This window comes from Pseudomonas sp. GM80 (assembly GCF_000282515.1).
Taxonomy (GTDB): domain Bacteria; phylum Pseudomonadota; class Gammaproteobacteria; order Pseudomonadales; family Pseudomonadaceae; genus Aquipseudomonas.
This window is the reverse complement of record NZ_AKJD01000039.1, coordinates 20,314-42,107: the sequence shown is the minus strand read 5'-3', so window position 1 is coordinate 42,107 and position 21,794 is coordinate 20,314. Positions and strand designations below refer to the sequence as shown.

Below are 21,794 nucleotides of genomic sequence, written 5' to 3'. Positions count from 1 at the left end.
CTAAAACCTCGGGCGGGGTGATCCTTTGGGAAAACGTGTGTATGATGCGGCAGCCGGGAAATTCCCGGCTTTTTTGCGTCTGCACGTTTGATTGCTGTTTTTTGTTGCAGGCATCGGGTTGAATGGCCCGAGAGTATTTCGAGGAAAGTGATGGGCGAAGCCGGTAACAGGCCTTTCGCCGCGTCGTTCATGCGCGTGCGTTTTGAACGGATCGGTCATTTTCTGCTTCACTCAAGGCTCGCCCGCAGGCTGGCCGCCCGGATCAAAGGGGAATGGCGTAATGGCAACGGTAGACCGCTGGCTGCTGCCAGATGGCATCGAAGAAGTACTGCCACCGGAAGCGGCGCGCATTGAAGTCGCGCGTCGTCAGGTGTTGGATCTGTTCCAGAGCTGGGGTTACGAGTTTGTCGTGACTCCCCATATCGAGTACCTGGAATCCCTGCTGACCGGCGCGGGCCAGGACCTGGATCTGCGTACCTTCAAGGTCATCGACCCGCAATCGGGCCGGCAGATGGGTTTCCGTGCCGACATCACGCCGCAAGTGGCGCGCATTGATGCGCACACCCTGCGTCGCGAAGGCCCGAGCCGTCTGTGCTACGCCGGCAGCGTGCTGCATGCGCAGCCGCGGGCATTGTCGTCCTCGCGCAGCCCGATCCAGTTGGGCGCCGAGTTGTACGGCGACGCCAGCCCGAGCAGCGACGTTGAAGTTATCAGTCTGATGCTGGCCATGTTGCAACTGGCCGATGTGCCGGATGTGCACATGGACCTCGGTCATGTCGGTATCTACCGTGGTCTGGCGCGTGCTGCCGGTCTGTCCGGTGAAGTCGAGCAGCAGTTGTTCGATGCGTTGCAACGCAAGGCCATCGACGAGGTCATTACCTTGACCGAAGGCCTGCCGGCCGATCTGTCCGGCATGCTGCGTGCGCTGGTTGATCTGTGTGGCGGCCGTGAAGTGTTGAGCGCTGCCCGCGAGCGTCTGGCCAATGCGCCGGCGCCGGTGCTGGCGGCACTGGAAGATTTGCTGGCGATCGCCGAGCGTCTGTCGGCGCGTTTCCCGGAGCTGCCGCTGTATTTCGATCTGGGCGAGCTGCGTGGCTACCACTACCACACCGGTGTGGTGTTCGCGGTGTTCGTGCCGGGCGTTGGCCAGTCCATCGCTCAGGGCGGTCGCTACGACGACATCGGCGCGGATTTTGGTCGCGCCCGTCCGGCGACAGGCTTCTCCACCGATTTGAAAACCCTGGTGACCCTGGGGCGTGCTGAGATCGAGCTACCGTCTGGCGGTATCTGGATGCCTGACAGTACGGATGCGGCACTCTGGCAGCAGGTTTGCCAGTTGCGCAGTGAGGGTCAGCGTGTCGTTCAGGCTTTGCCTGGGCAACCTTTGGCCGCCGCCCGTGATGCGGACTGCGACCGGCAATTGATTCAGCAGAACGGGCTTTGGCAAGTATCGCCACTGGCTTCTTGAGTTTTCCTGCCGGCCATCGCCGGCACCAAGTTTGCGCGAATGAGGACAAGTGTTATGGGTAAGAATGTCGTAGTCCTGGGCACCCAATGGGGTGATGAGGGCAAAGGCAAGATCGTTGATCTGCTGACCGAACATGCTGCCGCCGTAGTGCGCTACCAAGGTGGCCACAACGCTGGTCACACATTGGTGATCGACGGTGAAAAAACCGTCCTGCACCTGATCCCGTCGGGCGTGCTGCGCGAAGGCGTGCAGTGCCTGATCGGCAACGGCGTGGTGGTTGCACCTGACGCCCTGCTGCGCGAGATCACCAAGCTGGAAGAGAAAGGCGTACCGGTGCGCGAGCGTCTGCGTATCAGCCCGTCCTGCCCGCTGATCCTGTCCTTCCACGTAGCGCTGGACCAGGCTCGTGAAAAGGCCCGTGGCGAGCTGAAGATCGGTACCACCGGTCGCGGCATCGGCCCGGCTTACGAAGACAAGGTCGCTCGTCGTGGCCTGCGTGTTGGCGACCTGCTGAACATGCCGCGCTTTGAAGACAAGTTGCGTGAACTGGTGGATTACCACAACTTCATGCTGGTCGGTTACTACAAAGAGCCGGCCATCGAGTTCGAAAAGACCCTGGCCGAGTGCAAGGAATACGCTGAGCTGCTCAAGCCGCTCATGCTCGACGTCACTGCCGAGCTGCACGACCTGCGTCGCGCCGGCAAGGACATCATGTTCGAAGGCGCCCAGGGTTCGTTGCTCGACATCGACCACGGTACCTACCCGTACGTGACCAGCTCCAACACCACCGCTGGTGGCGTGGCGACCGGTTCGGGCGTTGGCCCGATGTTCCTGGATTACATCCTGGGTATCACCAAGGCTTACACCACTCGCGTTGGTTCGGGCCCGTTCCCGACTGAGCTGTTCGACGACGTCGGTGCACACCTGGCCAAGCAAGGTCACGAGTTCGGTGCTACCACCGGCCGTGCCCGTCGTTGCGGCTGGTTCGACGCCGTTATCCTGCGTCGCGCGATCGATGTGAACAGCATCTCGGGCATCTGCCTGACCAAGCTGGACGTACTCGACGGCCTGGAAACCATCAACATCTGCGTCGGCTACAAAGACGCGCAAGGCAACGCCGTTGCTCCGACCGACGCTGACAGCTACGTAGGCCTGCAGCCTGTGTACGAAGAAGTGCCGGGCTGGACCGAATCGACCGTGGGCGCCAAGACCCTGGAAGAGCTGCCAGCTAACGCTCGTGCCTACATCAAACGCGTCGAAGAGTTGATCGGCGCACCGATCGACATTATTTCGACGGGCCCGGACCGCAACGAAACCATCGTTCTGCGCCATCCGTTTGCTTGATAAGTCGTTGATGTAAAAAACAAAGGCCCCTTAATCGGGGCCTTTGTCGTTTATGCCTGTTGGACGGCATGACCTTTGCTGTGAATCTTCCTACAAGAGTGCCATCAAATTAATGGCGTCAGAAGTAGAGGTATTCACAGTGTCGGCCGTTCTCTCACTGTTACAAAGCCGTTTGTTGCGCCCGGTATTCGTTACCCTTGGTATCGCCCTTTTGGTGCAAGTGCTGGTGGCCGTCGCCCTGACACGGAGCACCGTCACGGCGCTGGAAGCTGATTTGGCTGTGCGCCTCGGCGCCGACAGCCAGAAACTCTCGGGCGAGTTGGAGCAGGCGGGGCGTGAAGTCACGTCGAGTCTCGACGCCCTGTCCGCCAGCACCCGTCAGCGCCTGACTGCCGGTCTGTCCTCGCGGCTGAAGGACGAGCAGGCGCAACTGCGTACGACATTGGAAAAGGATCTGAAGGATTCGGCCAATGACATGGCGCAGTTGCTGGCCTCTGTCGCACCGCGCGCCATGTGGGACAGCGACGTGCCGACCTTGTCTGAATTCGCCCGCCGGGCCCAGCGTAATCCCAATGTGCTGTTCGTGGTCTACGACGACGCCACCGGCCAGCACTTGACCCGTTATCTCAATCGCGAAAACCCGATCAACAAGGCCTTGCTGGAAAAAGGCCAGGGCGAGCGTGCGCTGGATAAAGTGCTGGATGCGGCGAAAAACGATCCGTCGGTCTACTACCTCGAAGCCTCGATCAACCCCAATGGCGTGGAAATCGGCAAGGTGCTGATGGGCGTTTCCACGGCCTCGGTGGAAACTGATCTGGCAGCGCTGGACAAACGTTTCTCGGCGCTGATCGCCAGCAGCGATCAACTGGTCGGCGACAGCCTCAAAGGCGCTGCAGCGGACAGCGCCACGGCGATGCAAGCGCGTCTGCAATCGGCGCAATCCACCGCCGCCGAGATGAAGGCCAATACCGCGAGCACGGTGCAAGAAGCAGCGGCGACCCTGCGCTGGAGAATCGGCTTGGGCCTGGCGCTGGTTGGCTGCGGTGTGCTGCTGTTGTTGGCTGTGGTGTTGGGCCATCGCGTGGTCAATCGCCTGAAGATGCTCAATGCCGCGATGGATGACCTGGCGGCGGGCGAGGGTGATCTGACCAAGCGTGTGCAGATCAACAGCAAGGACGAAATCGGCGACATGGCCGCGGCGGTCAATCGCTTTGTGGATAAGTTGCAGCCGATCGTGCGCGAGGCGGGCGATGTCGCGCAGCGCACCGGCGTCGAAATTGGCGCAATGACTCTGCGCAATGCCGGTGCCGATGCGGCGGCCGGGATGCAGCGTGACGAAGTGGCGGAAAGCCTGCGCGCGCTGTCGCAAATGGCTGATGAGGCGCAATCGGAAAGCCACGCCATGCAGGCGGCGTTGAAGCAGGTGGTGGATATTCGTCAGGCCACGGATGAGAACACGCGCACGTCGGCCAAGGTCGGCGGCTTGATTGAGGCGTTGGCCGGGCAGGTCGACACTGGAGCGAAAGTCATCCAGCGACTGGCGCAGCAGAGTGAACAGATTGAAGTGGTGCTGACGGTGATCCACGGGATCGCCGAGCAGACCAATTTGCTGGCACTGAACGCGGCAATTGAAGCAGCGCGCGCGGGTGAAACCGGGCGTGGGTTCGCGGTAGTGGCGGATGAGGTGCGTGCGTTGGCGAGCAAGACGCAAAGTTCTACCGGCGATATTCAGGCGCACATTGTTGCTTTGCAGCAGGGTGCGCGTGAGGCGGTCGAGGCGATCGGTCAGGCCGGGCGTCAGGCCAGCGAAGGTTTGCTGGTGTTGCGTGACAGCGCGCGGTTGCAGCAATCGGTGCAGACGTCGGTCGAGCAGGTGCACGCGGCGATTGGCCTGGCGACGCAGGCTGCAGCGCATCAGGCGCAGGGTGCGCAGGCGGTGCGTGGACGGGTCGAGACGATTCATGCGCAGGCCGAGAAGGCGGCGCAGGCGGTCGTGGAAACCACGGCGAGTGGCAAGGTGTTGGATGGTTTGGCTGCACAGCTGAAAGCCAGTCTGGGGCAGTTCAGGGCTTAAGATCAAAAGATCGCAGCCTGCGGCAGCTCCAACATTAATCCCATGTAGGAGCTGCCGCAGGCTGCGATCTTTCAGCGGCTCAAATACATCCGCGTCGTCAACAGATAAACCGGCAACCCGGAAACCAAAATCAACAACGCCGCATAAGGCGCCGCCGCCGCAAACTCGACGTTCGCGGTATGCGCCCAGACCTCGGTCGCCAGCGTATTAAGCCCGGTCGGACTCAACAGCAACGTCGCCGTCAATTCCTTCATCGCATCGAGAAACACCAGCGCAAACGCCGCGCCCAATGCCGAGAAGATGATCGGCAGCGTCACTCGGCAAAACGCTGTGAACGACGAAGCGCCCAGCGTGCGTGCAGCCTCTTCCAGCTGCGGCGCAGCTTTGTTCAGCGCCGTACGGATCGGTGCCTGCGCCAATGGCAGAAACAGCAGCGCATAAGCGATCAGCAGCAATCCTGAAGTCTGATACAGCGCCGGCACGTAATGCAGGGCGAAATACACCAGCGTCAGCGCAATCACCAGGCCCGGCAACGCGTGTAACAGATATGGCAGGCGTTCGGCCCAGATCGCCAGTTGGCCTTTGTAACGCACCACCAACAACCCGACCGGCACCGCCAGTACCAGGCACAGCGCCGCGCCACCGAGCGACAGTGCCAGCGACGACAGCAATGCTTCAGTAATCGCCGCCACCGGAAACGCTGCCGACGAACCGACCGCGAGCCAGTAGGCCAGCATGCCCAGTGGAATCCCGCTGCCGACAATCGCCAGCATCAGGCAATACAACTGACCGACCGTGGCCCATGGTCCCAGCCTAACCTGTTCAGCCTGGCGCGCCGCGCCTTGGCCGGTGCGCACATGCCGGCCTTTGCCGCGCACACGCAGCTCCAGCCACAACAACACCAGGCACAGCGCCAGCAGCACCGCAGAAAGCATCGCCGCGTTGGCGTTACTGAATTCCAGTTCGAACTGTTGATAGATCGCCGTGGTGAAGGTTTGCAGGCCGATGATCGACAGCGCGCCGAATTCCACCAGCATGTGCAAAGCAATCAACAGCGAACCGGCCAACAACGACGGCCAAAGCAGCGGCAGGGTGACGCGGAAAAACACCCCCCAGCGATTCTGCCCCAGCGTGCGGGCAGACTCTTCAAGCGACGGATCAAGATTGCGAAGGGTTGCCGCTACCGGCAGAAAGATCAGCGGGTATTTCGACAGGCTCATGACCAGAATCGCCCCGCCCAGCCCTTCGAACTGCGCGCTCAGCGAAACCCAGGTGAAACTGCTGACAAATGCCGGCACTGCGAACGGCAGACACAGAATCACGCCCCATAGACGCCGGCCGGGCAAATTGCTGCGTTCCAGCAGCCAGGCGAGCGACAGACCAATCACGCCGCAGGTGAGGGTTACCCCAACCATCAGTGCCAGCGTATTGCGCAGCAGGCCGAACACGTACGGGCGCCACAGCAAGTGCAGCGCCTCGGCCCAGCCGGCCTGCCAGGCTTTCAGTCCGACGTAGGCGAGCGGCAAAAGGCTTAGCACCACCAGCAGCAACACAGGCAGCACCAGCCAGATCGACGGCCGCTTGCGCTTTGGTACGTAACCCCCGCGCGCGGCGGGGGCGGATAACGATGCGGCCATCAGTTCAAGCCAACTTCACGTTCCAGTTCCAGCGCTTCTTCGGCATTGCCCAGATCGGCCGGCGTTACGTTCGGTGCTTCCAGTTCGCTGAACGGCTTGAGCCCGCGATCCGATTCCATGCCTTTGTGCAGCGGGTATTCGGCGGTGGTCTGAGTGATCACGCGCTGACCTTCTTCGCTGGCCATGTAGGCAAGAAATTGCTGGGCTTCTTTTGGATGTTTGCTGGATTTCAGCACGGCAGCACTGGATACGGTGATCAAGCCACCGACGTCGCCGCCAGTGAAATAATGCAGTTTCGAGTCGAGTTTGCCTTTCTCGCGTTGCAGGGCAAACCAGTAGTAATTGTTCACCAGCACGGTAGCGACTTCGCCGTTTTCCACGGCTTTGAGCGCAACCATGTTGTTGCTGTAGGTCTTGCCGAACGCGCGCAGGCCCGTCAGCCATTCTTCGGCGGCGTCGCGATCGTGCATCTTTATGATGGCTACGGCCTGTTCCTGGAATGCGCCGCTGGTCGGTACGAAGCCGACTTTGCCTTGCCACTGCGGATCAGAGAATTCCATCACCGATTTCGGCAGGTCTTTTTCATCGACCAGTTTCGGGTTGTAGGCAACCACGCGAACGCGCGCCGTCACGCCGATCCAGGTGCCGTTGCCGGCGACGTATTTTTCCGGCAGGACGGCCAAAGTGGCGTCATCGGTTTTTGCCAGCAGGCCGAGTTCGCCGAGATTGTTCAGTGGCGGCGATTCTTCGGTGTAGATCACGTCGGCGGGGGAGCGGTCGCCCTCTTCGATGACCTGGCTGGCGAGCTGGTTGCTGCTGCCTTTGCGGACATTGACGTGAATGCCGGTCTTGGCTTCGAAGGCTTTGGCGATCGCGTCGCCGACTTCCTTGTGCTGGCCGTTATAGAGAGTCAGGGAAACCGCATCGGCAGCCTGGGTGAGGGGAGTGGCGAGCGCCAGGCCGAGGAGGGTGAAGGTCAGGCCTCGGCGCAGGGTATTTCGAAACGTCATTCGCAGGGTTCCTCACTGTCGCATTGCAAAAACTTGCAACAATGATAAACGATATTGTTTCTCAAGTGCGCCTTGCGAGAGGCTCTGCGTTCATGTAGGAGCTGCCGAAGGCTGCGATCTTTTGATCTTGTTTTTGGGCAATCACAAGCAAGATCAAGAGATCGCAGCCTTCGGCAGCTCCTACAGTGGGATTCTGGTTTTCTGGAAGGCAGAAACGCAAAAACCCGCTTTCGCGGGTTTTTGTGAAATCCATGGTCGTAACCTTGGATTTGAATTGGTGCCCAGAAGAAGACTCGAACTTCCACGACCTTGCGGTCACCAGCACCTGAAGCTGGCGTGTCTACCAATTTCACCATCTGGGCAATCATCGCCAGCGTTGCCGCTGTTGATGTGGCGCACTATACGGAGCGTCTTTTGATCTGTAAACCCCTGATTTAATTTTAATAAATCAGTTTTAAGAAAACCTGGGCTTAGAATGCAAAAAACCCGCTTTCGCGGGTTTTTGTGTGAGCCTTGAAACTGATCTAGTCTCAATCTCGAAATTGGTGCCCAGAAGAAGACTCGAACTTCCACGACCGTAAGGTCACCAGCACCTGAAGCTGGCGTGTCTACCAATTTCACCATCTGGGCAGTATCGGCAACGCTTGTGCGTCGTCGATGGCGCGCACTATACGGAGCGTCTTTTTAACTGTAAACCCCTCTCTGCAAAAAACATGATTTTTTTTACCGGCGGTGTTCAAAACGGCTTCCAAGTGACGCTGCAGGCCCTGATATGGGCCTTATAGAGTCGGAAATTTCCCGTTTCATGGCGCCTATGCCAAACTAACCCGCATATAGACAAGGTGAAAACTCTCTAATGGCCGATTGGCAGTCCCTCGATCCCGAGGCCGCTCGTGAAGCGGAAAAATATGAAAACCCTATTCCTAGCCGCGAACTGATCCTGGCGCACCTCGCCGATCGGGGTTCGCCTGCTGCCCGCGAGCAACTGGTCGAAGAGTTCGGTCTGACCACCGAAGACCAGATCGAAGCCCTGCGCCGCCGTCTGCGCGCCATGGAGCGCGACGCACAACTGATCTACACCCGTCGTGGCACCTACGCGCCGGTCGACAAGCTTGACCTGATCCTCGGTCGCATCAGCGGTCACCGTGACGGTTTCGGCTTCCTGGTGCCGGACGACGGCAGCGATGACCTGTTCATGAGCCCGGCGCAAATGCGTCTGGTGTTCGACGGTGACCGTGCGCTGGCCCGTGTTTCCGGTCTTGATCGTCGTGGTCGCCGTGAAGGCGTGATCGTCGAAGTCGTGTCGCGTGCTCACGAAACCATCGTCGGTCGCTACTTTGAAGAAGGCGGCATTGGTTTCGTCGTTGCCGACAACCCGAAGATCCAGCAAGAAGTGCTGGTCACGCCGGGCCGCAACGCCAACGCGCAGATCGGTCAGTTCGTCGAGGTGAAAATCACCCACTGGCCGACGCCGCGCTTCCAGCCGCAAGGCGACGTGGTCGAAGTGGTCGGCAACTACATGGCGCCGGGCATGGAAATCGATGTCGCCCTGCGCACCTACGACATTCCGCACGTCTGGCCTGAAGCCGTACTGAAAGAAGCGGCCAAGCTCAAGCCGGAAGTCGAAGAAAAAGACAAAGAGAAGCGCGTCGATCTGCGCCATCTGCCGTTCGTCACCATCGACGGCGAAGATGCCCGCGACTTCGACGATGCTGTTTACTGCGAAGCCAAACCGGGCAAGCTGCGCCTGTTCTCCGGCGGCTGGAAGTTGTACGTGGCGATTGCCGACGTTTCCAGCTACGTGAAAATCGGTTCGGCGCTGGACAACGAAGCGCAAGTGCGCGGCAACTCGGTGTATTTCCCCGAGCGCGTGGTGCCGATGCTGCCTGAGCAGTTGTCCAACGGCCTGTGCTCGCTGAACCCACACGTCGATCGTCTGGCCATGGTTTGCGAGATGACCATCTCCAAATCCGGCGAAATGACCGACTACTGCTTCTATGAAGCGGTGATCCACTCCCACGCTCGCCTGACGTACAACAAAGTCAGCGCGATGCTGGAAACGCCGAAAATCACCGAGGCGCGTCAGCTTCGCGGTGAGTACAGCGACGTTCTGCCGCACCTCAAGCAGCTGTATGCGCTGTACAAGGTTCTGTTGGCTGCTCGTCACGTACGTGGCGCGATCGATTTCGAAACGCAGGAAACCCGGATCATCTTCGGTACCGAGCGCAAGATTGCCGAGATCCGTCCGACCACCCGTAACGATGCGCACAAGCTGATCGAAGAATGCATGCTGGCGGCCAACGTGGCCACCGCCGAATTCCTCAAGAAGCACGAAATTCCTGCGCTGTACCGCGTTCACGACGGCCCGCCACCGGAGCGTCTGGAAAAACTCCGCGCCTTCCTTGGCGAGCTCGGCCTGTCCCTGCATAAAGGCAAAGACGGCCCGTCGCCGAAGGACTACCAGGCACTGCTGGCAAGCATCAAGGATCGTCCGGATTTCCACCTGATCCAGACCGTGATGCTGCGATCGCTGAGCCAAGCGGTGTACAGCGCTGACAATCAGGGCCACTTCGGCCTGAATTACGAAGCCTATACCCACTTCACTTCGCCGATCCGTCGTTACCCGGATTTGCTCACGCACCGCGCGATCCGCAGCGTGATCCATTCGAAACAGGACACCCCGCACGTTCGCCGTGCCGGTGCGATGACCATTCCGAAAGCGCGTATCTATCCGTACGACGAAGCGGCGCTGGAGCAACTCGGCGAGCAGTGCTCGATGAGCGAGCGCCGTGCCGATGAAGCGACCCGCGACGTGGTGAACTGGCTCAAGTGCGAGTTCATGAAGGATCGCGTGGGCGAGTCGTTCCCGGGTGTAATCACTGCAGTGACCGGTTTTGGTCTGTTCGTCGAACTGACCGATATCTACGTCGAAGGCCTGGTGCACGTCACCGCGCTGCCGGGCGATTACTACCACTTCGATCCTGTGCATCACCGCCTGGCGGGCGAGCGCACCGGTCGCAGCTTCCGTCTCGGCGATACCGTTGAAGTGCGCGTGATGCGCGTTGACCTCGACGAACGCAAGATCGACTTCGAGATGGCTGAAAAAACCATCAGCGCGCCGATCGGTCGCAAGAAGCGTGGTGCTGAAACTGCCGCGCCAGCCGCGAAGGAAAAGGCCGAAGCGGCGCCAGCGAAAACCGCTGGTCGTCGACCGGCCAAAGAGAAAGCTGCTGAAGCCTATCGCCCAAGCGACGCTGTGGCGAAAAACGCCGAGCTGCGTAAAAGCCGTGAAATGAAGAAGGCTCTGCTTTCCGACGCCAAAAACGGTGGTAAAGCGGCGCCTGGGGGAAAGACCGGGCGGTCGGCGCCTGAAAAGGCCTCCGGCGGCAAGCCAGCAAAACCGAGCAAACATCGTAAAGGCCCGCCAAAAGCGGGTTCTGCTCCAGCCAAAAGTGGCGGGGCACGTAAACCGAAGGCGAAGTCATGAGTCAGTTGGAAAAAATCTACGGCGTTCACGCGGTAGAAGCGTTGCTGCGTCACCACCCGAAGCGCGTCAAGCAGATCTGGCTGGCGGAAAGCCGCAACGATCCGCGCGTGCAGACGCTGGTGGAGCTGGCCAACGAAAATCGTGTCCAGGTCGGTCAGGCCGAGCGCCGCGAAATGGACGCCTGGGTTGAAGGCGTTCATCAGGGCGTGGTCGCTGAAGTGAGCCCAAGCCAGGTCTGGGGCGAAGCGATGCTCGACGAGCTGCTTGATCGCACCGATGGCGCACCGTTGCTGCTGGTGCTCGACGGCGTGACCGATCCGCACAACCTCGGTGCCTGCCTGCGTTCGGCCGATGCGGCCGGCGCGCTGGCGGTGATCGTGCCGAAAGACAAGTCGGCAACCCTGACTCCGGTGGTGCGTAAAGTCGCTTGCGGCGCGGCGGAAGTGATTCCGTTGGTCGCTGTAACCAACCTTGCGCGCACGCTGGAAAAGCTTCAGCAGCGCGGTCTGTGGGTTGTCGGCACGGCAGGCGAAGCTGAAGTCAGCATTTACGACCAGGATCTGACGGGCCCGACCATTCTGATCATGGGCGCCGAAGGCAAAGGCATGCGTCGCCTGACTCGCGAGCACTGCGACTATCTGGTGAAACTGCCGATGGCCGGTAGCGTCAGCAGCCTCAACGTCTCGGTCGCTACGGGCGTCTGCCTGTTCGAGGCCCAGCGCCAACGCGGCGTAAAAGCCAAGCCTGCTGCCAAGAAATAAGCCCCCTGTAGGAGCTGCCGAAGGCTGCGATCTGTTGATCTTGTCTTTAAAGCAAAATCAAAAGATCGCAGCCTGCGGCAGCTCCTACAGTGTTTATTGGTGATTGTTCAAATAATCACCAATTGCCTTGCACCTCTTCTGTCCCTTCTCTACAATTGCGCCCCTTGCTGTGACGGCAGGCACGCATGTGCCCCGCGCCAGCAAGTCCATAAGTGTCATTCACTCCTTGTCTGACCGTTTTTGAGCGGCAGGCTACAACCCGTAAGGAGCATTCATGCGTCATTACGAAATCATCTTTTTGGTCCACCCGGATCAAAGCGAGCAAGTCGGCGGCATGGTTGAGCGTTACACCAAGCTGATCGAAGAAGACGGCGGCAAAATCCACCGTCTGGAAGATTGGGGCCGTCGTCAACTGGCCTACGCAATCAACAATGTTCACAAGGCTCACTACGTGATGCTGAACGTTGAGTGCACTGGCAAGGCCCTGGCCGAGCTGGAAGACAACTTCCGCTACAACGATGCAGTGATCCGTAACCTGGTCATCCGTCGCGAAGAAGCCGTTACCGGCCAATCCGAGATGCTCAAGGCTGAAGAAAACCGCAGTGAGCGCCGTGAGCGTCGCGACCGTCCTGAGCACGAAGGCGCTGATAGCGCTGATAGTGATGACAGCGACAACAGCGATAACGCTGACGAGTAATCCACGGACCTTTTAAGGAGCCTATCAAATGGCACGTTTCTTCCGTCGTCGTAAATTCTGCCGCTTCACCGCTGAAGACGTGAAGGAGATCGATTACAAAGATCTCAACACTCTGAAAGCCTACGTATCCGAGACCGGCAAAATCGTTCCAAGCCGCATCACCGGTACCAAAGCTCGTTATCAGCGTCAGCTGGCCACCGCTATCAAGCGCGCCCGCTTCCTGGCCCTGCTGGCCTACACCGACAGCCACGGCCGCTGAGACCGGGCAGTCGACAAGTAGCAAAGGATTGAATGCATGCGTGCCTTAGCTGAGTTCATCATGCGCGGCCGCATGCAGGCCACTCTTGTAGTGGCCGGATGTGCAACATTGCCGTTGTTGTATTGGTTGGGCGCTGCCGCCGGGAGCCTTGTGCTGCTGCGGCGCGGATTGACGGACGCTCTTGGCGTTCTGTCCCTGGGACTGCTGCCGGCCTTGGTCTGGTGGTTGTACGCCGATGATCCACGGGCACTTCTGGTGCTGCTGGGGTCTTCGGGACTTGCGTTGGTTTTGCGCGCAAGTGAATCCTGGGTTCGCACGCTGCTGGTCAGCGTGGCGGTAGGGGTGGTGTTTTCGGTGGTGCTCGGGGCAGCGTTTGCAGCCCAGATCGAGATGCTCGCGCAAGCCTTGATAAAGGTCATGCCTGCGCTTCTCGGTGAGACCTACAAGCAATTGTCGGTCGAAGAGCAAGCGCGTTTCGCGTCCCTGATTGCGCCAGTCCTGACCGGACTGATTGCGGCTTTGTTGCAGATCGTCAGCGTGCTGAGCCTGATTGTCGGGCGTCATTGGCAGGCGTTGTTGTACAACCCGGGTGGTTTTGGTCGCGAGTTTCGCGCCATCCGGATCCCGCTGGGGCCGGCGATGTTACTGCTGGCGTTGATGCTTCTGGGCCCGAATCTCGGTGCACAGATGGCCATGTTGACGCCGTTGTGCAGTGTACCGCTGGTGTTCGCCGGACTGGCCCTGATTCACGGGCTGGTCGGGCAGAAGCGACTGGCCGGTTTCTGGCTGGTGGGGTTGTACGTCACGCTGTTGCTGTTCATGCAGCTGATCTATCCGTTGCTCGTGGTCTTGGCCATTGTCGACAGCCTGATTGATTTTCGCGGTCGTCACGTGTCGAAAGACACCGACAGCGCGAACGGTGAAGGTTAAAAGTTAGAGGATTTTCACATGCAACTGATCCTTCTGGAAAAAGTCACCAACCTGGGCAACCTGGGTGACAAAGTAAACGTTAAGGCCGGTTACGGTCGTAACTACCTGCTGCCTTACGGCAAAGCTACCGCCGCGACCCCAGCGAACATCGCTGCGTTCGAAGAGCGTCGTGCCGAGCTGGAAAAAGCTGCTGCAGACCGTAAAGCATCGGCTGAAAGCCGTGCTGCCCAACTGGCCGAGCTGGAAGTGACCATCACTGCCACCGCTGGCGACGAAGGCAAGCTGTTCGGTTCGATCGGTACTCACGACATCGCTGACGCACTGACCGCCTCCGGCGTTGAAGTTGCGAAAAGCGAAGTTCGTCTGCCGAACGGCACCATCCGCAACGTAGGTGAATTCGACGTGGCTGTGCACCTGCACGCCGAAGTTGAAGCCACCGTACGCGTTGTCGTGGTAGCAGCTTAAGCAACACCTGATCGGCTGGCGGCTTGTCCGTCAGACGGTTAACATCGGGCACGATCCTGTTTACAGGTCGTGCCCTTTGTCTTTCTGAACTCCCTGTTTTTCCAAACAACACAAGTGGCCATGAACGATATCTCCGCTCCCGAGCAATACGATCTGCAAACCGCTGCCCTGAAGGTGCCGCCGCATTCCATCGAGGCCGAACAGGCCGTACTCGGTGGTCTGATGCTGGACAACAACGCCTGGGAACGCGTGCTCGATCAAGTCTCCGACGGCGATTTCTATCGACATGACCACCGCCTGATCTTCCGTGCGATCGCCAAGCTGGCCGATCAGAACTCGCCGATCGACGTCGTGACCCTTGCCGAACAATTGGACAAGGAAGGTCAGACCTCGCAAGTCGGCGGTCTCGGTTACCTCGGCGAACTGGCGAAAAACACGCCGTCCGTCGCCAACATCAAGGCCTATGCGCAGATCGTCCGCCAGCGTGCGACGTTGCGCCAACTGATCGGTATCAGCACCGAGATCGCCGACAGCGCCTTCAACCCGGAAGGGCGCACTGCCGAGGAAATCCTCGACGAAGCCGAGCGCCAGATCTTCGCAATTGCCGAGGCCCGGCCGAAAACCGGTGGCCCGGTAGGCGTGAACGATTTGCTGACCAAGGCCATCGATCGCATCGACACGCTGTTCAACACTGACAACGCGATTACCGGCCTGTCCACTGGCTACACCGATCTCGACGAGAAAACCAGTGGCCTGCAGCCGGCTGACTTGATCATCGTCGCCGGTCGTCCATCGATGGGTAAAACCACCTTCGCGATGAACCTGGTGGAAAACGCCGTACTGCGCAGCGACAAGGCCGTTCTGGTGTATTCCCTCGAGATGCCAGGCGAATCGCTGGTCATGCGTATGCTCTCCTCGCTGGGCCGCATCGACCAGACCAAGGTGCGTTCCGGCCAACTGGAAGACGACGACTGGCCGCGGCTGACCTCGGCGGTCAACCTGCTCAATGACCGCAAACTGTTCATCGACGACACGGCTGGTATCAGCCCGTCGGAAATGCGTGCGCGGACCCGGCGTCTGGCGCGTGAACACGGCGAGATCGGCCTGATCATGATCGACTACCTGCAGTTGATGCAGATTCCGGGCTCCGGTGGCGACAACCGGACCAACGAGATTTCGGAAATCTCGCGTTCCTTGAAAGCCCTGGCCAAGGAATTCAACTGCCCGGTGGTGGCGCTGTCCCAGCTCAACCGTTCCTTGGAGCAGCGGCCGAACAAACGTCCAATCAACTCCGACCTCCGGGAATCCGGAGCGATCGAGCAGGATGCTGACGTGATCATGTTTGTGTACCGGGACGAGGTTTATCACCCGGAGACCGAGCATAAAGGTATTGCCGAAATCATCATCGGCAAGCAGCGGAACGGGCCGATCGGCTTTATCCGCCTGGCGTTTATCGGTAAGTACACCCGTTTCGAAAACCTTGCGCCGGGCAGCTATAACTTCGACGACGACGAGTAATTTAGCGTCCTGAAGGGCCCCATCGCTGGCAAGCCAGCTCCCACAGGGATCGCATCGGTCCTGTGGGAGCTGGCTTGCCAGCGATAGGGTCGCCACCAATTTCCGACCACAGCCGTCGGAATTGGTCAAAATTTGTGCTATATTCCGCGCCCGCGAAATTCAATGAAAGCCAACACCGGTTACCGACATGCAAGCAGCCAAGCCGTTATTTGACTATCCAAAGTACTGGGCCGAATGTTTCGGGCCAGCGCCATTCCTGCCGATGAGCAGGGAGGAGATGGATCAGCTTGGCTGGGATTCCTGCGACATCATCATCGTCACCGGTGATGCCTACGTCGATCACCCCTCGTTCGGCATGGCGATCATCGGCCGGCTGCTGGAGTCGCAAGGCTTCCGCGTCGGGATCATTGCCCAGCCAAACTGGCAGTCCAAAGACGACTTCATGAAGCTCGGCGAGCCGAACCTGTTCTTCGGCGTCGCGGCCGGCAACATGGACTCGATGATCAACCGCTACACCGCCGACAAGAAAATCCGTTCCGACGACGCCTATACCCCAGGCGGTATGGCCGGCAAACGTCCGGATCGCGCGAGCCTGGTCTACAGCCAGCGCTGCAAAGAGGCTTACAAAAACGTGCCGATCGTCCTCGGCGGCATTGAAGCTTCCCTGCGTCGTATCGCCCACTACGACTATTGGCAGGATCGTGTGCGTAACTCGATCCTGATCGACGCCTGCGCCGACATTCTGCTGTACGGCAACGCCGAGCGCGCGATTGTCGAAGTCGCCCAGCGTCTGTCCTACGGACACAAAATCGAAGACATCACCGACGTGCGCGGCACCGCGTTCATTCGTCGCGATACGCCGAAAGACTGGTACGAAGTCGACTCGACGCGCATCGATCGTCCGGGCAAGGTCGACAAGATCATCAACCCGTACGTGAACACCCAGGACACCCAGGCCTGCGCCATCGAGCAGGAAAAAGGTCCGGTTGAAGATCCGCAGGAAGCCAAGGTCGTACAGATCCTGGCCAGCCCGCGCATGACCCGCGACAAGACCGTGATTCGTCTGCCGTCGGTTGAAAAAGTGCGTGGCGACGCCGTTCTGTATGCCCACGCCAACCGCGTGTTGCACCTGGAAACCAACCCGGGCAACGCCCGTGCGCTGGTGCAGAAGCACGGCGAAGTCGACGTCTGGTTCAATCCGCCGCCGATTCCGATGACCACGGAAGAAATGGACTACGTGTTCGGCATGCCTTACGCCCGTGTTCCGCACCCGGCGTACGGCAAGGAGAAGATCCCGGCCTACGACATGATCCGTTTCTCGGTGAACATCATGCGTGGCTGTTTCGGTGGCTGCACCTTCTGCTCGATCACCGAGCACGAGGGCCGGATCATCCAGAACCGTTCCGAAGAATCGATCATTCGCGAGATCGAAGAGATTCGCGACAAGGTCCCGGGCTTCACCGGCGTCATTTCCGACCTCGGCGGCCCGACCGCGAACATGTACCGCATCGCCTGCAAGACGCCGGAAATCGAATCGGCGTGCCGCAAGCCATCCTGCGTGTTCCCGGGCATCTGCCCGAACCTGAACACCGACCACTCGTCGCTGATTCAGCTGTACCGCAGCGCCCGTGCGTTGCCGGGTGTGAAGAAGATTCTGATTGCCTCCGGCCTGCGTTACGACCTCGCGGTCGAGTCGCCGGAGTACGTCAAAGAGCTGGTGACCCACCACGTCGGCGGTTACCTGAAGATCGCCCCGGAACATACCGAGGAAGGTCCGCTCAACCAGATGATGAAACCGGGCATTGGCAGCTATGACAAGTTCAAGCGCATGTTCGAGAAGTACACCAAGGAAGCGGGCAAAGAGCAGTACCTGATTCCGTACTTCATCGCCGCCCACCCGGGCACCACCGACGAAGACATGATGAACCTCGCTCTGTGGCTCAAGGGCAACGGCTTCCGCGCCGACCAGGTGCAGGCGTTCTACCCGTCGCCGATGGCCACCGCCACCGCGATGTACCACTCGGGCAAGAACCCGCTGCGCAAAGTCACTTACAAGAGTGACGCGGTGACCATCGTCAAGAGCGAAGAGCAGCGTCGTCTGCACAAGGCGTTCTTGCGTTATCACGACCCGAAAGGCTGGCCGATGCTGCGTGAAGCGTTGATCCGCATGGGCCGCGCCGACCTGATCGGTTCGGGCAAGGATCAGTTGATCCCGACGCACCAGCCGACCACCGACAGCTATCAGAGCGCCCGTCGCAAGAACTCGACGCCGGCCGGCAGCCATAAAGTGGCGAAGGAAGGCAAAGAGAAGACCACCAAGATCCTCACTCAGCACACCGGCTTGCCGCCACGTGCCAGTGATGGTGGTAATCCTTGGGACAAGCGTGAACAGGCCAAGGCTGCGGCGTTTGCCCGCAACCAGCAGGCGGCCAAGGAACGTAAGGACGCCGCGAAAGGCAAAGGGCCGAAGCCGACCCGCAAGCCGGTCGTACCGCGCTAAGTTGCTTTTTAGCTGAACAGAACGCCAACTTTCGGGTTGGCGTTTTTTTTTGAGTCAGAAGATCGCAGCCTGCGGCAGCTCCTACAGTGGGATTCGCGTTTCCCTGTAGGGGCTGCCGCAGGCTGCGATCTTTTGATCTTCGCCACATTTAGGCGCAACTTCGCCCAACCATTTCCCCGCATCGCCCGATTTTGGTGCTGTACTGCCCTGAGCATTCCGGGAAAGCGCCCAAGCCTCTGCATGGCATAAGTCTTGCGCGCTTTCGAATACGCTTAGGCTCGCAGGAGGCACGCCGTGTCGATTCATGTCGCATTGCATCACGTCACGCATTACCGCTACGACCGCGCTGTCGAACTCGGCCCGCAGATCGTTCGCCTGCGCCCGGCCGCCCACAGCCGCACGCGGATTCTGTCGTATGCGCTGAAAGTCTCGCCCGAGCAGCATTTCATCAACTGGCAGCAAGACCCGCAGGGCAACTACCTCGCGCGGTTGGTGTTCCCGGAGAAAACCGATGAATTGCGCATCGAAGTCGATCTGCTGGCCGAAATGGCCGTGTTCAATCCCTTCGATTTCTTCCTCGAACCCTACGCCGAGAAAATCCCCTTTGCCTACGCCGCCGATGAACGCAAGGAACTGGCGCCGTATCTCGAAACCCTGCCGCTGACACCGAAATTCAAAGCGTATCTGGACGCCATCGACCGCACGCCGCTGCCGGCAGTGGACTTCCTCGTCGCGCTCAATCAGCGCCTGAGCGAAGACATCGGCTACCTGATTCGCATGGAGCCCGGCGTGCAAACCCCGGAGCACACCCTCGAACATGCGTCCGGCTCGTGCCGCGACTCGGCGTGGTTGCTGGTGCAACTGCTGCGCAACCTTGGCCTGGCTGCGCGATTTGTCTCCGGTTATCTGATTCAACTGACGGCCGACGTGAAAAGTCTCGACGGCCCGTCCGGCACCGACGTGGATTTCACCGACCTGCACGCCTGGTGTGAGGTGTACTTGCCGGGTGCTGGCTGGATTGGTCTGGATGCCACGTCCGGGTTGTTCGCCGGTGAAGGGCATATCCCTTTGGCCTGTAGTCCCGATCCGTCCTCGGCAGCGCCGATCAGTGGCTTGGTCGAACCGTGCGAATGCGTGTTCAGCCACGAAATGTCGGTGGAACGAATATGGGAGGCGCCGCGCGTCACCAAGCCTTACACCGATGAGCAATGGCTGGCGATTCAGGCACTGGGCCGGCAGATCGATGCCGATCTACTGGCAGACGACGTACGCCTGACCATGGGCGGCGAGCCGACTTTCGTCTCTATCGATGACCCCGATGGCGCCGAGTGGAACACCGCCGCACTCGGTGAGGATAAACGCCGGCTCTCCGCCGAACTGTTCCAGCGCATGCGCAAGCACTACGCGCCGAAGGGCCTGGTGCATTTTGGTCAAGGCAAGTGGTATCCCGGCGAGCAACTGCCGCGCTGGTCGCTCAATTGCTATTGGCGCCGCGACGGCATACCGATCTGGCACAACGACGCGCTGATTGCTGACGAACAACAGGATTACGGTGCCACGGGTGAGTTGGCCGGGCGTTTTCTCGCCAGTGTCGCCGAACGCCTGAAACTGCCTACACGTTTTGTGTTCCCGGCCTACGAAGACAACTTCTATTACCTCTGGCGCGAGGGCACGTTGCCGAGCAACGTCAGTGCCGAAGATTCACGTCTGGAGGAACCGCTGGAGCGTGCACGCCTGCGCAAAGTCTTCAGTCAGGGCCTGAACAAGGTGATCGGCCAAGTGCTGCCGCTGGCGCGTACCGCCAAGGGCGATCAATGGCAAAGCGGACGCTGGTACCTGCGAGACGAGCATTGCCGCTTGGTGCCGGGGGATTCGCCACTGGGCTATCGCCTGCCGCTCGGTTCGCAGCCGTGGGTAAAGGCCGCCGAATACCCGTTTATTCACCCTCAAGATCCGAATCAGGACTTTCCCGAACTGCCGCAAACCGCGCAGCTCAACCGTCACGGCGAACCGGCGCTGGTTGACGAGCGGGCCCCGAAGATCGACGAATCCGCCGACTGGCTGACCCGCACCGCGTTCTGTGCCGAAGCCCGCGAGGGGCGGTTGTACCTGTTCATGCCGCCGCTGGAGCGGGTCGAGGATTATCTAGAGCTGGTTGCAGCGATCGAGGCCACCGCCGAAGAACTGCATTGTCCGGTACTGCTGGAAGGCTACGAGCCGCCGAACGATTTACGCCTGAGCAACTTCCGCATCACCCCGGACCCTGGCGTGATCGAGGTCAACGTGCAGCCGTCGGCGACCTGGGACGAGTTGGTCGAGCGCACCGAATTCCTCTATGAAGAAGCGCGGCAGACGCGGCTCACCACCGAGAAGTTCATGATCGACGGCCGCCACACCGGTACCGGCGGCGGTAACCACTTTGTGCTCGGTGGCGCGACGCCGGCGGATTCGCCGTTCCTGCGCCGCCCTGATCTGCTGCGCAGTCTGATCAGCTACTGGCACAACCATCCTTCGCTGTCGTATCTGTTTTCCGGTTTGTTCATCGGCCCGACGTCGCAGGCGCCGCGCGTTGACGAGGCGCGCAATGACGCGCTGTATGAACTGGAAATCGCTTTCGCGCAGATGCCGGAACCGGGCGAGGAGTGCGCGCCGTGGCTGGTCGATCGACTGCTGCGCAATTTGCTGATCGACGTCACTGGCAACACTCATCGTGCCGAGTTCTGCATCGACAAACTGTATTCGCCGGATGGCGCCACCGGGCGTCTCGGCTTGCTGGAGTTGCGCGCATTCGAAATGCCGCCGCATGCGCGCATGAGCCTGGCTCAACAGTTATTGCTGCGGGCGTTGGTCGCACGGTTCTGGCGTGAACCTTATGCGCCGCCGAAACTGGCGCGCTGGGGCACCGAGCTGCACGATCGCTTCTTGTTGCCGCACTTTATCGAGCAGGATTTCGCTGACGTTATCGTCGAACTGAACAATGCCGGTTATCCGCTGCGGGCGGAATGGTTCGCCGCGCACCTGGAGTTTCGGTTCCCCAAGGTTGGCGATTACGCCGTCAACGGCATTGAACTGGAACTGCGACAGGCGCTGGAGCCCTGGCATGTGTTGGGTGAGGAGGGCGCGGCAGGTGGCACGGTGCGTTATGTCGATTCATCGCTGGAGCGTTTGCAGGTCAAGGTCAAAGGGCTGCCGCCGCAGCGTTATCTGCTGACCTGTAATGGCGTCGCGGTGCCGTTGCACCCGAGCGGGCGCGTCGGTGAATTCGTCGCCGGTGTGCGTTACCGCGCCTGGCAACCGGCCAACTGCCTGCAACCGACGATACCTGTCCACGCACCGCTGGTGTTCGACCTGCTCGATACCTGGATGGGACGCTCGCTGGGCGGCTGTCAGTACCACGTCGCTCATCCCGGCGGGCGTAATTACGAGACGTTGCCGGTCAATGCCAACGAAGCGGAGAGCCGGCGCATGGCGCGATTCTTCCGTGTCGGACACACGCCAGGGAAACTTCCTATACCGAACGTGGAAATCAGTGACGAGCTGCCGATGACAATCGATTTACGACGTTTCTAAGGCCTACACGACATGCGGATTTTTCGTCTATCCGCACGTCATGTGCCTGCGTTAGTCTGACCGTTCCCTGCTGT

15 protein-coding genes and 2 tRNA genes are annotated in these 21,794 nt (G+C 60.0%); 12 read left to right on the top strand and 5 right to left on the bottom strand.

Annotation, left to right across the window (positions count from 1 at the left end):
• Nucleotides 1-280: 280 nt before the first annotated feature.
• From PMI37_RS03950 to PMI37_RS03940, 3 genes are all read left to right on the top strand, one after another.
• Nucleotides 281-1,468 carry an ATP phosphoribosyltransferase regulatory subunit gene (locus PMI37_RS03950; protein WP_007915833.1) on the top strand — a complete coding sequence of 396 codons (1,188 nt, stop codon included), beginning with the start codon at nucleotides 281-283 and terminating at the stop codon, nucleotides 1,466-1,468.
• A gap of 54 nt (nucleotides 1,469-1,522) precedes the next feature.
• Nucleotides 1,523-2,812 carry an adenylosuccinate synthase gene (locus PMI37_RS03945; RefSeq protein ID WP_008078328.1) on the top strand — a complete coding sequence of 430 codons (1,290 nt, stop codon included), beginning with the start codon at nucleotides 1,523-1,525 and terminating at the stop codon, nucleotides 2,810-2,812.
• Nucleotides 2,813-2,951: 139 nt separating this feature from the next.
• Nucleotides 2,952-4,886: a methyl-accepting chemotaxis protein gene (locus PMI37_RS03940; protein WP_008078326.1), complete on the top strand. Its 1,935-nt coding sequence runs from the start codon at nucleotides 2,952-2,954 to the stop codon at nucleotides 4,884-4,886.
• A 71-nt stretch (nucleotides 4,887-4,957) separates the two neighbouring features.
• On the opposite strand, the gene PMI37_RS03935 is transcribed toward PMI37_RS03940, so the two are convergent.
• The 5 genes from PMI37_RS03935 to PMI37_RS03915 form a co-directional block, all read right to left on the bottom strand.
• Nucleotides 4,958-6,523, bottom strand: a complete 1,566-nt coding sequence (locus PMI37_RS03935) for an ABC transporter permease (protein ID WP_008078324.1) — start codon at nucleotides 6,521-6,523, stop codon at nucleotides 4,958-4,960.
• Nucleotides 6,523-7,533: an extracellular solute-binding protein gene (locus PMI37_RS03930; protein WP_008078321.1), complete on the bottom strand. Its 1,011-nt coding sequence runs from the start codon at nucleotides 7,531-7,533 to the stop codon at nucleotides 6,523-6,525. Before PMI37_RS03930 ends, PMI37_RS03935 begins: the two co-directional genes overlap by 1 nt.
• 61 nt (nucleotides 7,534-7,594) lie before the next feature.
• Nucleotides 7,595-7,786, bottom strand: a complete 192-nt coding sequence (locus tag PMI37_RS31125; RefSeq protein WP_008078319.1) for a hypothetical protein — start codon at nucleotides 7,784-7,786, stop codon at nucleotides 7,595-7,597.
• Between the two features lie 22 nt (nucleotides 7,787-7,808).
• Nucleotides 7,809-7,895, bottom strand: a tRNA-Leu gene (locus PMI37_RS03920).
• 181 nt (nucleotides 7,896-8,076) lie between these two features.
• Nucleotides 8,077-8,163: transfer RNA gene (locus tag PMI37_RS03915), tRNA-Leu, on the bottom strand.
• Nucleotides 8,164-8,389: 226 nt separating this feature from the next.
• On the opposite strand from PMI37_RS03915, the gene rnr reads away from it, so the two are divergent.
• From rnr to PMI37_RS03870, 9 genes are all read left to right on the top strand, one after another.
• Entirely contained in the window at nucleotides 8,390-11,020 is a 2,631-nt protein-coding gene (gene rnr, locus PMI37_RS03910) for a ribonuclease R (protein WP_008078318.1), read from the top strand.
• On the top strand, nucleotides 11,017-11,781 hold the full coding sequence (rlmB, locus tag PMI37_RS03905; RefSeq protein ID WP_008078316.1) for a 23S rRNA (guanosine(2251)-2'-O)-methyltransferase RlmB: 765 nt from the start codon (nucleotides 11,017-11,019) through the stop codon (nucleotides 11,779-11,781). Before rnr ends, rlmB begins: the two co-directional genes overlap by 4 nt.
• 274 nt (nucleotides 11,782-12,055) lie before the next feature.
• Nucleotides 12,056-12,478 (top strand): 30S ribosomal protein S6, encoded by a 423-nt coding sequence (gene rpsF, locus PMI37_RS03900; protein ID WP_003236224.1) that lies wholly within the window; start codon nucleotides 12,056-12,058, stop codon nucleotides 12,476-12,478.
• Between the two features lie 28 nt (nucleotides 12,479-12,506).
• The gene (gene rpsR / locus PMI37_RS03895) at nucleotides 12,507-12,737 is read left to right on the top strand and encodes a 30S ribosomal protein S18 (protein WP_002551829.1); all 231 of its coding nucleotides are present in this window, start codon (nucleotides 12,507-12,509) and stop codon (nucleotides 12,735-12,737) included.
• A gap of 36 nt (nucleotides 12,738-12,773) precedes the next feature.
• A complete protein-coding gene (locus PMI37_RS03890) occupies nucleotides 12,774-13,667 on the top strand; it encodes a hypothetical protein (protein ID WP_008078309.1) in 894 nt (297 codons plus the stop codon).
• A gap of 18 nt (nucleotides 13,668-13,685) precedes the next feature.
• Entirely contained in the window at nucleotides 13,686-14,132 is a 447-nt protein-coding gene (gene rplI, locus PMI37_RS03885) for a 50S ribosomal protein L9 (RefSeq protein ID WP_008078307.1), read from the top strand.
• Nucleotides 14,133-14,252: 120 nt separating this feature from the next.
• On the top strand, nucleotides 14,253-15,650 hold the full coding sequence (dnaB, locus tag PMI37_RS03880; protein WP_008078305.1) for a replicative DNA helicase: 1,398 nt from the start codon (nucleotides 14,253-14,255) through the stop codon (nucleotides 15,648-15,650).
• A 187-nt stretch (nucleotides 15,651-15,837) separates the two neighbouring features.
• Entirely contained in the window at nucleotides 15,838-18,150 is a 2,313-nt protein-coding gene (locus tag PMI37_RS03875; RefSeq protein WP_045122956.1) for a YgiQ family radical SAM protein, read from the top strand.
• 294 nt (nucleotides 18,151-18,444) lie between these two features.
• Nucleotides 18,445-21,720 carry a transglutaminase family protein gene (locus tag PMI37_RS03870; protein ID WP_008078301.1) on the top strand — a complete coding sequence of 1,092 codons (3,276 nt, stop codon included), beginning with the start codon at nucleotides 18,445-18,447 and terminating at the stop codon, nucleotides 21,718-21,720.
• Nucleotides 21,721-21,794: the final 74 nt, after the last annotated feature.